The organism is Pseudomonas sp. GW822-FHT02E03, from assembly GCF_058802325.1.
Window position 1 is genome coordinate 1 of sequence record NZ_JBXAOA010000022.1, and the last position, 14,807, is coordinate 14,807.

Consider the following 14,807-nt stretch of genomic DNA (forward strand, 5'->3'; position numbering starts at 1 on the left):
CCCCCCCCCCCCCCCCCCCCCCCCCCCCCCCCCCCCCCCCCCCCCCCCCCCCCCCCCCCCCCCCGCTCCCACATTGGGATGTGCAAGCCTCCGGCTTACGTGCTTCCAAGGATATGACCATGTCCCAAGACCGTCGCTACAGTTTCGAATTCTTCCCGACGAAGACCGATGCTGGGCATGAAAAACTGATCGCCACTGCTCGTCATCTGGCGACCTTCAATCCCGACTTCTTCTCCTGCACCTACGGCGCTGGCGGTTCGACCCGTGATCGCACCCTCAACACCGTGTTGCAGCTTGAAAGCGAAGTCAAAGTCCCTGCCGCACCGCATTTGTCTTGCGTGGGCGACAGCAAGGACGACCTGCGCGGCCTGCTGAGCCAATACAAGGCAGCCGGCATCAAGCGTATCGTTGCGCTTCGCGGTGACCTGCCCTCGGGCATGGGCATGGCCAGCGGCGAGATGCGTCACGCCAATGACCTGGTTGAATTCATTCGTGAAGAGACTGGCGATCATTTCCACATCGAAGTCGCCGCTTACCCGGAGATGCATCCGCAAGCGCGCAACTTTGAAGACGATCTCAACAACTTCGTGCGCAAGGCTAACGCCGGCGCCAACAGTGCGATCACCCAGTACTTCTTCAACGCCGACAGCTACTTCTACTTTGTCGAGCGTGTACGGGCCAAGGGCGTGAACATCCCGATCGTGCCGGGGATCATGCCGATCACCAACTACAGCAAGCTGGCGCGCTTTTCTGACGCTTGCGGTGCGGAAATCCCGCGCTGGATCCGCAAGCAACTGGAAGCCTACGGCGACGACACCCAAAGCATTCAAGGCTTTGGCGAGCACGTCATCACCGAGATGTGCGAACGCCTGCTGCAAGGTGGCGCGCCAGGGCTGCATTTCTACACGCTGAACCAGGCTGAACCGAGTCTGGCGGTGTGGAACAACCTGAAGTTGCCGCGTTAATCGTCGTTAAAGCAAGATCAAAAGATCGCAGCCTTCGGCAGCTCCTACAGGGGTACGTATCCCCTGTAGGAAATGCCGAAGGCTGCGATCTTTTGCTTTGCGGCGCCCCTTTATTGTGCAGCCATACCCTGAACCAGAGCATCTGGATCCGGTTTCTGGCTCTTTATGATTTCTCGTCGTAATCTCAACCCCATGCCTTTGATCGCTCAGTTACTGACCATGCTTCTGTTCACTTGCCTGAGCCTCACTGCTCGGGGCGAGAAGTTGCGTATTGTCACCGAACCCTGGGCACCTTACGTGTATGAGGAAAACGGCAAGTCTTTGGGGCTTGACTATGAAACCACCGCCATTGTCTTCAAACGCCTCGGAATCGACGTGGAATGGCAGTTCCTGCCATGGAAACGCTGCCTGTCGATGCTTGAGCAAGGCCAGGCAGATGGCGTGCTGGATATCTTCCACAGCGCTGAACGCGACGCGACCCTGCTCTACCCCAGCGAACCGCTCTCGCAAGTCGAATTCGTAATGTTCTATGCCAACGAGCGACCCTATCCATTTCGCACCCTGGACGATCTGAAAGGCCTGACCATCGGCACCTCGCCGGGCTACCTGTACAGCAAGGACTTCAGCGAATCGACGCTGTTCACCCAAGAGCCGGCACCCACCCATGAAGCCAACTTCGGCAAACTGGTGCGCGGCCGCATCGACCTGCTGATCACTGATCGCCGGGTTGGCCAGCATTTGCTCGATCAACTGAACATCCGCGACAAAATCACCGAGAACCCGATCATCATCAGCCAGCAAAGCCAGTTTCTGGCGGTACGCCGCAATGCCGGGATGGACTTGTTGGTGCAGCGTTTCGGTGCCGAGCTCAAGCGCTTCAAGCGCGAGCCAGCCTACGCTGAACTGAGCGCCCGCTATGGCGCCAGCCCGGCCCCCGAAGCACCGGCCGCCAGCGCCACCGCAACCGGCGGAAAAACCGTTGAGCAGCAGGAAAGCGGCGCGCAGTGATTGCTCTGTTATACTCCGGCCTTCCCGCCAGGCTCACGCCCGGACGCTCGGACTTGTTCAAGGCATCTCGATCCCGCTACAGCGCAGCTTTTCAGCCCGCGCGAGCGCTCCAGACGAGCCTTCGAGGCCCAGCAGGACCGGACGGGATTGCGTCCTCTTAAACGCGATTCGCGCCAGGCAAGACTCCCATTGGGCCAAGCCCTAACTAAAACAGGATTACTCATGTCCTTTGCTTCCCTCGGTCTCTCCGAGGCTTTAGTCCGCGCCATCGAGGCAGCGGGCTATACCGAGCCTACTCCGGTGCAACAGCGGGCCATTCCCGCCGTGTTGCAAGGTCGCGACCTGATGGTTGCGGCACAGACAGGTACTGGTAAAACCGGTGGTTTCGCCCTCCCGATTCTGGAGCGGTTGTTCCCCAACGGTCACCCGGACAAATCCCAGCGTCACGGCCCGCGCCAACCGCGCGTACTGGTCCTGACCCCAACCCGCGAACTCGCGGCCCAGGTGCACGAGAGCTTCAAGGTCTATGCCCGTGACCTGAAATTCGTCAGCGCCTGCATCTTCGGCGGCGTCGGCATGAACCCACAGGTTCAGGCCATGTCCCGCGGTGTCGACGTGCTGGTGGCCTGCCCCGGTCGCCTGCTCGACCTCGCCGGCCAAGGCAGCGTCGACTTGTCCCACGTGGAAATCCTCGTGCTGGACGAAGCCGACCGCATGCTCGACATGGGCTTTGTCCATGACGTGAAAAAGGTCCTCGCCCGCCTGCCGAGCAAACGCCAGAACCTGCTGTTCTCGGCGACGTTCTCCAAAGACATCACCGACCTCGCCGGCAAGCTGCTGCACAACCCGGAACGCATCGAAGTCACGCCGCCGAACACCACGGTCGAGCGGATCGAACAGCGCGTATTCCGTCTGCCTGCCAACCACAAGCGTTCGCTGCTGGCGCACCTGATCACCGCTGGCGCCTGGGAACAGGTGCTGGTGTTCACCCGCACCAAGCACGGCGCCAACCGCCTGGCCGAGTACCTGGACAAACACGGCCTCACCGCCGTCGCCATCCACGGTAACAAGAGCCAGAACGCCCGCACCAAAGCCCTGGCCGACTTCAAGGCCGGTGAAGTGCGCATCCTGGTCGCCACCGACATCGCCGCTCGCGGCCTGGACATCGACCAGTTGCCCCACGTGGTCAACTTCGAACTGCCGAACGTCGACGAAGATTACGTGCACCGTATCGGCCGTACCGGCCGCGCCGGTCGTTCGGGCGAGGCGATCTCGCTGGTCGCTCCGGACGAAGAAAAGCTGCTCAAAAGCATCGAGCGCATGACCAAGCAGAAGATTGCCGACGGCAACCTGATGGGCTTCGACTCCAGCGCTGTGGAAGCCGAGAAACCTGAAGTCCGCGAGCGTCCGGATGTGCGTAACCCGCGCAACCCACGTGGCCCGCGCGGCGACGGTCCGAACGGCAGCGGTGGTGGCGGCGGTCGTAAAGACAAAGGCAAGGACAAGGGCGGCAAGGAAAAACCTGCTGCCACTGGCCGTGGCGATCGCCCGGCCCGTGAACACAAGCCTCGCGAAGGCACCCCGGCCCGTGAGCAACAGCGTCCGGCACCTCGTGCCGCCGCTGACCGCGCTCCGGACGAGTTCCTGGACGACGATGTCGATAACTTCGGTAACCGCGTCGATTACGTGCCTCAAGCCAAACCGGCTCAGGGCCGTGGCCGCCGTCCGGGCGCTCCGGCACAAGGCGCAGGTGCTCCGCGCACCGGTCAGCCACAAGGTCGCCAAAATGGTCCGCGCAGCAGCAGCGGCGCAACCACCGGCACGCCGCCAGCCAAGCGCAGCGGCCCACGCAACGGTGCCCCACGTGACGGCCAGGCCCGTCGCGAAGAGTCCCGCAACCGCCGCCCGGCCCGTGACGAACAGCCTCGTTCGGAACCGGCCGTGCAGAACCCGCGGGGCCCGGCACCGAAGATCATTCACAAGGAGTCGAAAAGCGATCGCTTCCCGACACCTGAGCAACTGGATCAACTGCCAGGCCGTCCACGCGGCGAAAAACCAGCCTTGCTGACCCGCAATCGCTGAGTTTTTAAAAGCCATGAAAAATGCCCCGGACCTCACGATCCGGGGCATTTTTTCTGGCTGACGAAAAAACCTGTGGGAGCGGGCTTGCCCGCGATTGTGTCAGCCCGGCAAACATCTATATTGCCTGACCCACCGCCATCGCGGGCAAGCCCGCTCCCACAAGGATTTGCATTGCCTCTACAGATTTTGCCCGCCAATAAAAAAAGCCCCGGATCGCGAGATCAGAGGCGTTTTTGTTCAAGCAGCGAAATTCACTTCGCTTTCACACCTTCAAACGTAATGTACAGCTCGACTGCGTCGGACGCTGGGCCCAGGTCTTTCTGTTTGCCGAAATCGGAACGCTTGATGCTGGTGGTGCCTTCGAAGCCGGCACGGTAGCCGCCCCATGGATCCTTGCCTTCACCCAGGAAGGTGGCTTTGACCACGATTGGCTTGGTCACACCCAGCAAGGTCAGGTTACCGGTTACGTCGGCAGTGTCTTTGCCAGCGGCGTTTTTGCCGGTGGATTTGACACTGGTGGAAACGAACTTGGCGTCGGCGAATTTGCCCACGTTCAGGAAGTCACCGCTGGAGATGTGCTTGTCGCGTTCGGCGTGGTTAGTGAACACGCTGGCGGTGCGCACATTGAACTCGATCTTGCTGTCTTCAGGCTTGGCAGCGTCAAAGCTGAACTTGCCGTCGATGTCCTTGAAGGTACCGGTGATGTAGCTGTAACCCAGGTGGCTGATCTTGAAATCAACGAAGGCGTGTTGGCCTTCTTTGTCGACAACGTAATCGGCCGCCATTACGTTAGCGGACAGCAGAGCAGAACCGATTGCCAGGGCGGCGAGCGTCTTTTTCAACATGCTTTCTATTCCTTTGGAGTCGAGGTAGAACATCAGGCTTTGCGACCCAGCATTCGTGTCAGGGTCACATCACGATCGATAAAGTGGTGTTTCAATGCTGCCAACGCATGGAGGCCGGAAAAAATTACCAGCGCCCAGGCCAGGTACAAATGGATCACACCAGCGGTGTCCGCCTGGTCCGGTAGTCCGGAAACCAGTGCAGGCACTTCAAACAGGCCAAACACCGGGATCCCGACACCGTCTGCGGTGGAAATCAGGTAACCGGCAATCATCACAGCGAACAGCGCGAGATAGAGGAAGGCATGGCCGAACACGGCACCAAGACGCGTCATGCGGCTATAACTTTGCAGGGCCGGTGGCGGTGGACTGATGAAGCGCCACAACACCCGCAGCAACATGACCGCGAACAACAGCAGGCCAATGCTCTTGTGCAGATCCGGCGCATCTTTGCGCCAGGCGCTGTAGTAGTCGAGACCCACCATCCACAACCCCAACGCGAACAGACCATAGACCGCGAGCGCCACACCCCAATGCATGAAGATGCTGATCCAACCGTAGCGGGAAGAAGAGTTACGTAGTTGCATTGCCCAAATCCTGTAAGAACTGCGCCCAAGACTATCGAGTTATCTATCGATTTAAAGCGGAAAATTTTGCTCTGAAATATCGAGAAATACGATCAAGACCTTGCGGTCGAGATGTTAAGAGAGTGTTAACCGAACGAAAAAACCTACAAATGCCGTCCCCATTCCCACTTAAAAAAAGCTTTTACCACTCGTCAGAACTGTCATATCTGACAGTAGCCAACATTGCAGGTCATTGATGAACCTGATCTCGGGCGTTTGTCCGAGCGTCTGAACAGGAGTTCTACCATGAGTCACCATTCGAGTTCATCCCCCGCGACTACGCGCAACCTATCCAATTCGATACCCGTAGGGGCAGGGCCGCGAGGGATAGCCATCAACAACGATGGATCACGGGTTTTTGTTTGCAATTACATTTCAGGCAATGTGTCAGTGATCAACACCCGGAACAGAAAGGTAATCCACACCATCGCCGTCGAGCATTACCCCCAAAACATCGTCCTTGCCCATGGAGGGAAAAGAGCTTATGTGACCAACTACGGGTCAAGTTCGGTTTCGGTTATTGATACCAAAACCTATAAGGTGGGTCACGTCACGGTGGGAAAATATCCTCGGGGAATCGTCGTGAGCCGAGACGGCAAGCATGTTTACGTCACCGTTCGACAAAATAAAGAGTGGCTGGCAATTATCGACACCCGCACTTATGCGGTGAGCAGAGTGAGAGGATTGCCCTCTCCCTCCATAAGTGTGGATATCAGCCAGGACAATTCGCGTCTTTATATTTCCAGCACGAACTCTCCTGATGGCCCTTATCAGGACGCACTAACGATCGTCAGCAGCAAGACTTTCAAAGTCCTCGATATCATCAGAACCGAAAGGTATCCGTCAGCAGTTACCGTCAGTCCCGACGACAAAGAAGTGTATATCGTGTGTCTGGACGCTCAAAAACTGACCGTACTGGACCCTAAGTTATCGACCACCAGGCATTTCGATTTTGTGACTTACGAAGGGAAAATAGTGTTCGGCGAAAAAAACGCTTATGCCGTTGATCAAATCAAAAAAGAGGTCGTGGAAATTAATACCGCCACGTATGAAATTGTTCGCCGGGTGCCCATCCCTGGTGCTTCCGAACCGTATGACATGGTTCTTGATCAACATAACCATGCCTATGTCAGCGACTACCAAAGCGACGAAGTCCATAGTGTCGATCTAGCTTAGCGTCAAAGAAAAATCAGCAGCGACATACGCAAGACATAAAAAAAGCGCGGCATCACTGCCGCGCTTTTTTTGATTCCAGAACTTACTGCGTCTTGGTTTCAGTCGTCGCCGGGGTCTTCGCAGCAGTATTGACCGCTGGCTTCTTCACCGGCTCAGTCTTTTTCACCGTCGCCTTGACCGGGGCTTTTTTGGACTCGGTCTTGGCCGCAGGCTTTTTCACTGGCGCTTTGGCCGGCGCTTTCCTGGCAGGCTCTGCTTTCACCGGTGCCGCAGGTTTCGGCGCCTCAACCGGTGCTGGCGCTGGCGTCGGCGCAGGTACTGGCGCGGGTGCCGGAGCAACCGGTGCCGCGGGTACTGGCGCCTTGGCCGGTTCCGGTTTGTCGTCAGAACCACCGAACAGGTTGGTGAAGAAGTTGCCTTTCTTCGCCGCCACTGCACCTGCAGCTGCTGCGGTCGCCGCCGGAACAACTTTCGCCGGCTCAAACGATTTGCCTGCCGCCAGGTCTTCTACCTGACTGGCTGCACGCTGACCGGTGCGCAATGCGCCTTCCAGAGTGCCTGGGTACAAGGCGTCGGTGTGTTCGCCGGCAAAGGCTACACGTTGCAGCGGACGCTCCCACAGACGCCAGTACTTGCTGATCTGGCCCGGGCCGAAGGCCAGGTAAGCGCCACCCATCGACGGGTCGGTGCTGTAGCGACGGATTTCATAACCGGTGAACGAACCGCGTGCCTGTGGATAAAAGGCATGCAGACGAATCAGTACCTGATCGACCATCTGCTTGTCGCCGAAGGCCTGCATCACGCGCGCATTGTCGCCGGACAGGTTGATCACCACATTGGCGCCGCCTTTCAGGGCCGGCTCGACCCACAACATGCCCAGACCGGTGTTGCTGTAGATCTCGCCGGACATGCGCGCCTTGCTTTCCCACACCGGCGTCTTGAACTTCAGCATGATCTGGTCACGCCAGCCGTAGTTGGTGCCTTTGATGGCGCCCAGGTGCTGAGCATCCAGCGCCGGGGTCATCTGAATCTTGTTCAGCGCCCGCAACGGCACGGCCAGCACGACGTAGTCCGCCTGATAGCCAACACTGCCGACCTTCACAGTCACGCCGTCCTTGTCTTGAGTAATGGACGAAACCGGCGAGCTGGTCTTGATGGTTTTCAGTTGTTTGACGAAGGCCTGGGCCAGCACCGGGCTGCCGCCAGGCAGACGCGAAGCGCGCAGGTCACGGTCGGCAACGCCACGGTAGACGCGGCTCTGTTGTGCGAAGTACAGCAGCGACAGGCGCGAAGGTTCGTCATAACGGGTACGAATCTGCTGATTCACCAACTGACGCGCAGTGGCTGGCAGATTCAAGCGATCGAGCCAGTTGGACACGTTGATCTGGTCCAGGGCGAACAGCGTGCTGTTGGCGGCCGGGTTCTGCGGGTCTTCGATCGAACGCGCCAGATCATCCAGGGTCTTTTCGTAGCGTTTCAGCGCCTCGGCGGTGGCCGGCTGTTTAGTCGCCAGATCGGCGGCGGTGAAATATTCACCGTCGATCAGGTAGCTCGGAGTCCGCACGAATTCAGGGGCTGGCGTGGTGGTCAGCTTGAACGTCGAGACGTACTTGTTCAGCACCGGTTGGGTCTTGTCGTTGCCGATCCACTCACTGGTGGCCATGCCGGAGCGACCGCCCAACGTCGGTTTGGCTTCCAGCAGGGTGACCTGCCAGCCTTTGTTCTGCAGCTCGTACGCCGCGGTGAGGCCCGAAAGCCCGCCGCCGACCACGATCACCGTTTTATCCTTGGCCAGCGCCGAAACGCTGAACAGCCCCAACATCACCAGCGCACAGGCGCGCAGCCAACCAGCAGACATTCAGCGAACTCCGGAAATACACGAGGAAATAGCGGTTTTACGAGTCAGACGACTCAAAGAACCGCGAAGAATACGTCAGCCATCAAAACGCCGCCAGCAACGTCTATCGTCCTATACAAAGTAGCTCAATCGACACAATGGGTTGTCCCGATGACGCGCATTGCATAGGCTTGCGCGATTGTTTACCCGCCTACGTCACGGGTAGCCTCGAGGAGACAGAAAATGGGCCTGAATAAACAGTGGATGGAACGCGATCTCGCGGTGTTGTGGCATCCCTGCACCCAGATGAAAGACCACGAACAGCTGCCGCTGATCCCGATCAAGCGCGGCGAAGGCGTCTGGCTGGAAGACTTCGAAGGCAAACGCTACCTCGACGCTGTCAGCTCCTGGTGGGTCAACGTGTTCGGCCACGCCAACCCGCGAATCAACCAGCGCATCAAGGATCAGGTCGATCAGCTGGAACACGTGATCCTCGCCGGTTTCAGCCATCAGCCGGTGATCGAACTGTCGGAGCGTCTGGTAAAGATGACGCCCGAAGGCCTGACCCGTTGCTTCTATGCCGATAACGGTTCGTCGTGCATCGAAGTCGCGCTGAAAATGAGCTTTCACTACTGGCTCAACCGCGGCCAGCCGAACAAAAAGCGCTTCGTCACCCTCACCAACGGTTACCACGGCGAGACCATGGCGGCGATGGCGGTGGGCGACGTGCCGCTGTTTACCGAAACCTACAAAGCCCTGCTGATGGACACCATCAAGGTGCCGAGCCCCGATTGCTACCTGCGCCCCGAGGGCATGAGCTGGGAAGAACACTCGCGCAACATGTTCGCCGCCATGGAGCAGACCCTGGCCGACAACCACGACACCGTGGCCGCGGTGATTCTGGAGCCGCTGATTCAGGGCGCTGGCGGCATGCGCATGTACCACCCGGTGTACCTGAAGTTGCTGCGCGACGCCTGTGATCGTTATGGCGTGCATTTGATTCATGATGAAATCGCCGTTGGCTTCGGCCGCACCGGAACGATGTTCGCCTGCGAACAGGCCGGCATCCGCCCGGATTTCCTCTGCCTGTCCAAGGCCCTGACCGGCGGTTACCTGCCGTTGGCGGCGGTGCTGACCACCGATGAGGTCTACGGCGCCTTCTACGACGACTACCCGACCCTGCGCGCCTTCCTGCACTCCCACAGCTACACCGGCAATCCGCTGGCATGCGCGGCGGCACTGGCGACGCTGGATATCTTCGAAGAAGACAACGTCATCGAGAACAACAAGGTGCTGGCTCAACGCATGGCCTCCTCCACCGCGCACCTGGCCGATCACCCGAACGTTGCCGAAGTGCGCCAGACCGGCATGGTGCTGGCCATCGAAATGGTCAAGGACAAGGCCAGCAAGACCGCTTACCCGTGGCAGGAACGTCGCGGTTTGAGGGTGTTCCAGCATGCGCTGGAGCGTGGTGCCTTGCTGCGGCCGCTGGGCAGCGTGGTGTATTTCCTGCCGCCGTACGTGATTACCCCGGAGCAGATCGATTTTCTGGCCGAGGTGGCCAGTGAAGGCATCGACATTGCTACCCGCGACAGCATCAGCGTGGCGGTGCCGAAGGACTTTCATCCGGGTTACCGTGATCCGGGCTAGTTTTTCTCGTTCCCACGCTCTGCGTGGGAATGCAGCCGGGGACGCTCTGCGTCCCAAAAGCGGACGCGGAGCGTCCGGTGAGGCATTCCCACGCAGAGCGTGGGAACGATCAGTTCAGACGAATTACAGAGACCATTGATGAGACTGTCCCGCTTCTTTATCGACGCCCCCTTGAGCACCGGCGAGCACGAGCTTCCCGAGGCCCAGGCCCATTACATCAGCCGCGTGCTGCGCATGGCCGAGGGTGATGCGGTGCAATTGTTCGACGGCTCGGGCCATGAGTTTCGCGGCACGCTGGCGGAAGTCGGCAAGAAGCGCGTCGTGGTGCAAATCGATGAAAGCTTCGCCGGGCAGGTCGAGTCGTCGCTTGCGGTCCATCTCGGCCAGGGCTTGTCCCGTGGCGAGCGGATGGACTGGGCGATTCAGAAAGCCACCGAACTGGGCGTCAGCGAAATCACCCCGATCTTCACCGACCGCTGCGAAGTCCGCCTCAAGGACGAGCGCGCCGACAAACGCCTGATGCACTGGCGTCAGGTGGCGATCAGCGCTTGCGAACAGTGTGGGCGTTCATCTGTGCCGGTGATTCATCCACCGCTGCTGTTGGCCGACTGGTTGAAGCAGACGGAAGCCGAATTGAAGCTGGTGCTGCACCCGGTGGCCGAGCCGCTGGTGAGCCATGCGAAACCGGCGACGCTGGCGTTTCTGATCGGCCCGGAAGGCGGGTTGTCCGACGCTGAAGTCGAGCAAGCCAAGGCTGGTGGCTTTCACGCCGCCCGCCTCGGCCCTCGCGTATTGCGTACCGAAACCGCGCCGGTGGTGGCGTTGGCGGTGGCGCAACAACTTTGGGGCGATTTTTAGGTTTGATCGTTCCCACGCTCTGCGTGGGAATGCAGCCCGGGACGCTCCGCGTCCCATCAAAAGCCGAACGCGGAGCGTCCGTAGAGGCATTCCCACGCAGAGCGTGGGAACGATCTTTCAGGAACTATTGCACCGGATCACTCACCGGCTTCGCAATGATCGCTTTCAACTCGCTGGTCATCGGAAACTCAAGGTTCAAACCTTTAGGCGGAATCGGCTGCTGGAACCAGCGGTTGTAGATGCCATTGATTTCCCCTGAGCTATACAAATCGGCAAGCGTCGAGTTCACCAACTCGAGAAATTGCGGATCGCCCTTGCGCACCATGCAGCTGTAGATTTCCCGCGATTGCTCCTCGCCCACCACGACCCACTTATGCGGATCGCGGGCCTTGGCCCGTTCACCGTAGAGCAGCGCATCATCCATATAGAACGCCGCCGCCCGCCCTGACTGCAGCATCTGGAAGGCTTCGCCGTGGTCCTTGGCGCTGATCACAAACATATCGATCTTGTGATCGACGTTGTAGCTCTTCAGAAACCGCTCATTGGTGGTGCCGGCGGTGGTCACAACGTTCTTGCCGCGCAGGTCGGCGAAGCTTTTGATGCCGCTGTCCTTCGCCGTGAGCAACTGCCCCTTCACGTAGATGAACCCATAGGAAAACGCCACTTGCTGCATGCGCTCGGCGGTCACGCCGGTGGAGCCACATTCAAGGTCGACCGTGCCGTTTTGCACCAGTGGAATACGCGTTTGCGAGGTCACCAGGTTGTACTTCACCTGCAAATCCGGCAGCTCGAGTTTTTGCTTGATGCGCTCGACAATCTTGCTCGCCAGGTCCACCGAATAGCCCATCGGCTGCCCCGTGTGATCACCCACGTAAGAAAACGGCACCGACGCATCGCGATAGCCCAGCGTGATGCTCTTGGCATTGGCGACCTTGTTCAGCGTGCCGGTCAGTGGCGCTTCATTGGCCTGGACCTGGCTGCCGAGCAGCAGGCCGAGGGTGCAGCCGATCAACGTGATTTTTTGCATTGTTATTCTCCGTTGTGGGTAAGGCGATTAGCGGCGGGCGGCGATCACGGTGATTTCCACCAGGATCTCTGGACGGGCCAGTTGCGCCTGCAACGTGGTGCGGGTCGGTGCCTTGTCCGGCGACAGCCATTGTGACCAGACCTCGTTCATGGCGGCGAAGTCGCGGCCAATGTCGCTCAGGTAAATGGTCGCGTTGAGCAAGTGATCCTTGTCGCTGCCAGCCTCGGCCAGCAACGCATCGATCTTCGCCAGCACTTCGGCGGTTTGGCCGGTGACGTCGGAGCTGTCACCCGGAACCTGTCCTGAGAGAAACACCAGATCGCCAAAGGTCACCGCGCCAGAGAGTCGGCTGTTGCTGTTGATACGCTTGATGCTCATCGGTTTTTCCTTTTCAAGTCAGGCGACGCGGGGGGCGAGGCCCTGCATTTCGATCGAGGGTGTGCGCCGGGCAATCAACTCACTCAGCAGCCGAGCGCTACCGCAGGCCAAAGTAAAACCCAAGGCACCATGGCCGAGGTTGAGCCAGAGGTTGCGGTACGCCGTGGCGCCAATCAACGGCACGCCGCTGGGAGTGGCCGGGCGCATGCCGGCCCATTCGATGGCGGCGTCGTAATCGCCGGCATTGGGCAAGGTTTCCTGGGCCTGGCGTTTGATCAGCGCCAGACGCTTGGGATCGAGTGCCGGGTCGAAACCGACAATGTCGACCATCGCCGCCACTCGCAGTTGTGCACCGATGCGGGCGTAAACGATCTTGCGGTTGTAATCGGTGATGCTCAGCTCTGGCGCGCGGTGTTCGGTGCGGATCGGCATGGTCAGGCTGTAGCCCTTGAGCGGATACAGCGGCAGGTTCATGCCCGGCAACGCCAGCGCCGGGCTGCGATGACCGGCAGCGATCACCAATTGCTCAACCGGCAATACCTGCGCGCCCATTTCGACGGCCTGCACCGCGCCGTCGCCGTGGCGAATGCCGGTGACCGTGCGCCCCGGCAAAAACTCGCAACGCCCCGACGCCTTGAGCCGGGCCACCAGTTGCAGGCAGAACGCATGGCAATCGGCGACTTCTTCATCGGGCGTGTAGATCGCGCCCACAAACGGTGCCTCGGCGAGCGCCGGCTCCAGCTGTGCGCACTCGGTCCGGGACAATACCTGTTGCTGTCGCGGATCAGCCAGACTGTGGCACGCATGCTCGAAACTTGCGGCTTCGCGAAACGTCACCAATTTGCCGTTGCGCCGCCAGTCGAAACCGTCGAGGCGGTCTTCGTCGCGCCAGCCTTGCAGCGTGGCCTGGCTTAGCAGCGCCAAGCGCAGCAGGTGTGCGCCGTTGCGCTGATTCACCGAACGCCGGCAGGCCGCCAGAAAGGCCGCCATCCAGCGCCATTGCGCCGGGTCCAGGCGCGGGCGCAGCTTCAACGGTGAGTCACCGCGCAACATCCAGCCCAGCGCCTGCAACGGTACGCCGGCATCGGCCAGTGGCGCGACGTAGCGGTAGGACAACTGGCCGCCGTTGGCGAAACTGGTCTCGCTGGCAAACGAATCCCGGGCCTCGATCAGCATCACGTCGATGCCGTCGCGAACCAGTGCGTAAGCCGTTGTCAGCCCGATGACGCCGCCACCGATGATGCAAACCCGCTGAGCCATGTCAGTCCTTAAGCGTTGTTGAAACGTGCCCTCAGCTTAGGAGCAGGTGACAGACGTTGAACAATGCATAAAGATGCCTGAGCCATAAACAAAGGTTATGGACTTGCCATGCGACTGCGACACATCGAAATTTTCCAGGCCATTCGCCAAACCGGTTCGGTCAGTGGCGCCGCCCAGTTGCTGCACGTGTCGCAGCCAGCGGTGAGCAAAGTGCTGCAACACGCCGAACAGCAACTGGGCTTTGCGTTGTTCCTGCGGGTGCGCGGTAAATTGCAGCCGACGCCCGAAGCCCTGGAGCTTGAGCGCGAAGTCGACAAGGTCACCGAAAGCCTGCAAGGCGTGCGACGCCTGGCCCAGAGCCTGCGCCGCGAGCCGGGCCACAGTGTACGGATCGGCGCGATCCCGGCACTGGCTTTGTCGCTGCTGCCGCCGGCGATCAACGAATGGACGCAACGCTACCCGCAAATCGCCTGCGAACTGTCCAGCGCCCACAGCCGCGAGCTGATGCAAAACTTGTTGATGCGCGAAGTGGATGTCGCCCTGACGTTGCAACTGCCCGATCATCCGGGCCTGAAGGCGCAGGCCTTGGCCTGTGGGATGCTGGTGGCGCTGGCGCCGAAGGGCTTTTGGCCCGACGACACTCACGGTAAACCGCTGCCGTTGATCGAACTGGCCGGTGCGCCGCTGATTGGCTTGTCCAGCGCCGACCCGCTGGCCGCCAGACTCGACAGCTACCTTGAGGCAGTCGAGCCGCCGCCAAAGGTACGCATCGCCGTGCAAACCTATTCGCTGGCGCGGGCGATGGTCGAATCCGGGGCCGGGTTGGCGGTGATCGATCCGTTCACCGCGCTCGGCGCGTCCCCCGCCACCACGGCGATTCGACCTCTGGCGCCGGCGCTACCGATCACCCTGTACGCGGTGACCCGCGCCGACGAACCGCCGCCGCACACCTTGAGCGACTTGTTGCAGGTGTTCAGCCGACGGGCGCAGGCGCAATTGGATCACCTGTGTCCCTGTGGGAGCGGGCTTGCTCGCGAAAGCGGTGGATCAGTCAGCGATGATGTCGACTGACCTGAAGTTTTGCGAGCAAGCCCGCTC

13 protein-coding genes are annotated in these 14,807 nt (G+C 60.1%); 7 read left to right on the forward strand and 6 right to left on the reverse strand.

The window, feature by feature from the left end:
* The first annotated feature begins 119 nt into the window (after nucleotides 1–119).
* From metF to rhlE2, 3 genes are all read left to right on the forward strand, one after another.
* Nucleotides 120–965: a methylenetetrahydrofolate reductase [NAD(P)H] gene (metF, locus tag AC1RQB_RS17360; RefSeq protein WP_008071963.1), complete on the forward strand. Its 846-nt coding sequence runs from the start codon at nucleotides 120–122 to the stop codon at nucleotides 963–965.
* Between the two features lie 192 nt (nucleotides 966–1,157).
* Nucleotides 1,158–1,973 (forward strand): substrate-binding periplasmic protein, encoded by an 816-nt coding sequence (locus AC1RQB_RS17365; protein ID WP_063343917.1) that lies wholly within the window; start codon nucleotides 1,158–1,160, stop codon nucleotides 1,971–1,973.
* Between the two features lie 222 nt (nucleotides 1,974–2,195).
* The gene (gene rhlE2 / locus AC1RQB_RS17370; RefSeq protein WP_063342280.1) at nucleotides 2,196–4,055 is read left to right on the forward strand and encodes an RNA helicase RhlE2; all 1,860 of its coding nucleotides are present in this window, start codon (nucleotides 2,196–2,198) and stop codon (nucleotides 4,053–4,055) included.
* A 251-nt stretch (nucleotides 4,056–4,306) separates the two neighbouring features.
* On the opposite strand, the gene AC1RQB_RS17375 is transcribed toward rhlE2, so the two are convergent.
* A complete protein-coding gene (locus AC1RQB_RS17375; RefSeq protein ID WP_063342279.1) occupies nucleotides 4,307–4,900 on the reverse strand; it encodes a YceI family protein in 594 nt (197 codons plus the stop codon).
* A gap of 32 nt (nucleotides 4,901–4,932) precedes the next feature.
* Nucleotides 4,933–5,484 (reverse strand): cytochrome b, encoded by a 552-nt coding sequence (locus AC1RQB_RS17380; RefSeq protein ID WP_063342278.1) that lies wholly within the window; start codon nucleotides 5,482–5,484, stop codon nucleotides 4,933–4,935.
* 285 nt (nucleotides 5,485–5,769) lie between these two features.
* Between AC1RQB_RS17380 and AC1RQB_RS17385 the strand changes: the two genes are divergently transcribed.
* Nucleotides 5,770–6,699, forward strand: a complete 930-nt coding sequence (locus AC1RQB_RS17385) for a YncE family protein (protein ID WP_063342277.1) — start codon at nucleotides 5,770–5,772, stop codon at nucleotides 6,697–6,699.
* Nucleotides 6,700–6,781: 82 nt separating this feature from the next.
* Here the strand turns inward: AC1RQB_RS17385 and AC1RQB_RS17390 are convergent, their stop codons facing one another.
* Nucleotides 6,782–8,557: a flavin monoamine oxidase family protein gene (locus AC1RQB_RS17390; RefSeq protein WP_063342276.1), complete on the reverse strand. Its 1,776-nt coding sequence runs from the start codon at nucleotides 8,555–8,557 to the stop codon at nucleotides 6,782–6,784.
* A gap of 222 nt (nucleotides 8,558–8,779) precedes the next feature.
* Between AC1RQB_RS17390 and AC1RQB_RS17395 the strand changes: the two genes are divergently transcribed.
* Both AC1RQB_RS17395 and AC1RQB_RS17400 read left to right on the forward strand, forming a co-directional pair.
* The gene (locus AC1RQB_RS17395) at nucleotides 8,780–10,186 is read left to right on the forward strand and encodes an adenosylmethionine--8-amino-7-oxononanoate transaminase (protein ID WP_063342275.1); all 1,407 of its coding nucleotides are present in this window, start codon (nucleotides 8,780–8,782) and stop codon (nucleotides 10,184–10,186) included.
* A gap of 138 nt (nucleotides 10,187–10,324) precedes the next feature.
* A complete protein-coding gene (locus AC1RQB_RS17400; protein WP_063342274.1) occupies nucleotides 10,325–11,044 on the forward strand; it encodes a 16S rRNA (uracil(1498)-N(3))-methyltransferase in 720 nt (239 codons plus the stop codon).
* Between the two features lie 124 nt (nucleotides 11,045–11,168).
* On the opposite strand, the gene AC1RQB_RS17405 is transcribed toward AC1RQB_RS17400, so the two are convergent.
* Genes AC1RQB_RS17405 through AC1RQB_RS17415 form a run of 3 tightly spaced genes read right to left on the reverse strand, consistent with a single transcriptional unit; the run spans nucleotide 11,169 to nucleotide 13,709 of the window.
* Nucleotides 11,169–12,071: a transporter substrate-binding domain-containing protein gene (locus tag AC1RQB_RS17405; RefSeq protein ID WP_063342273.1), complete on the reverse strand. Its 903-nt coding sequence runs from the start codon at nucleotides 12,069–12,071 to the stop codon at nucleotides 11,169–11,171.
* A gap of 27 nt (nucleotides 12,072–12,098) precedes the next feature.
* Nucleotides 12,099–12,449: a RidA family protein gene (locus AC1RQB_RS17410; RefSeq protein ID WP_063342272.1), complete on the reverse strand. Its 351-nt coding sequence runs from the start codon at nucleotides 12,447–12,449 to the stop codon at nucleotides 12,099–12,101.
* 18 nt (nucleotides 12,450–12,467) lie between these two features.
* The gene (locus AC1RQB_RS17415) at nucleotides 12,468–13,709 is read right to left on the reverse strand and encodes a D-amino acid dehydrogenase (RefSeq protein WP_063342271.1); all 1,242 of its coding nucleotides are present in this window, start codon (nucleotides 13,707–13,709) and stop codon (nucleotides 12,468–12,470) included.
* A 108-nt stretch (nucleotides 13,710–13,817) separates the two neighbouring features.
* On the opposite strand from AC1RQB_RS17415, the gene AC1RQB_RS17420 reads away from it, so the two are divergent.
* Complete coding sequence (locus AC1RQB_RS17420) at nucleotides 13,818–14,780, forward strand: LysR family transcriptional regulator (RefSeq protein ID WP_063342270.1); 963 nt, start codon at nucleotides 13,818–13,820, stop codon at nucleotides 14,778–14,780.
* Nucleotides 14,781–14,807 lie beyond the last annotated feature (27 nt).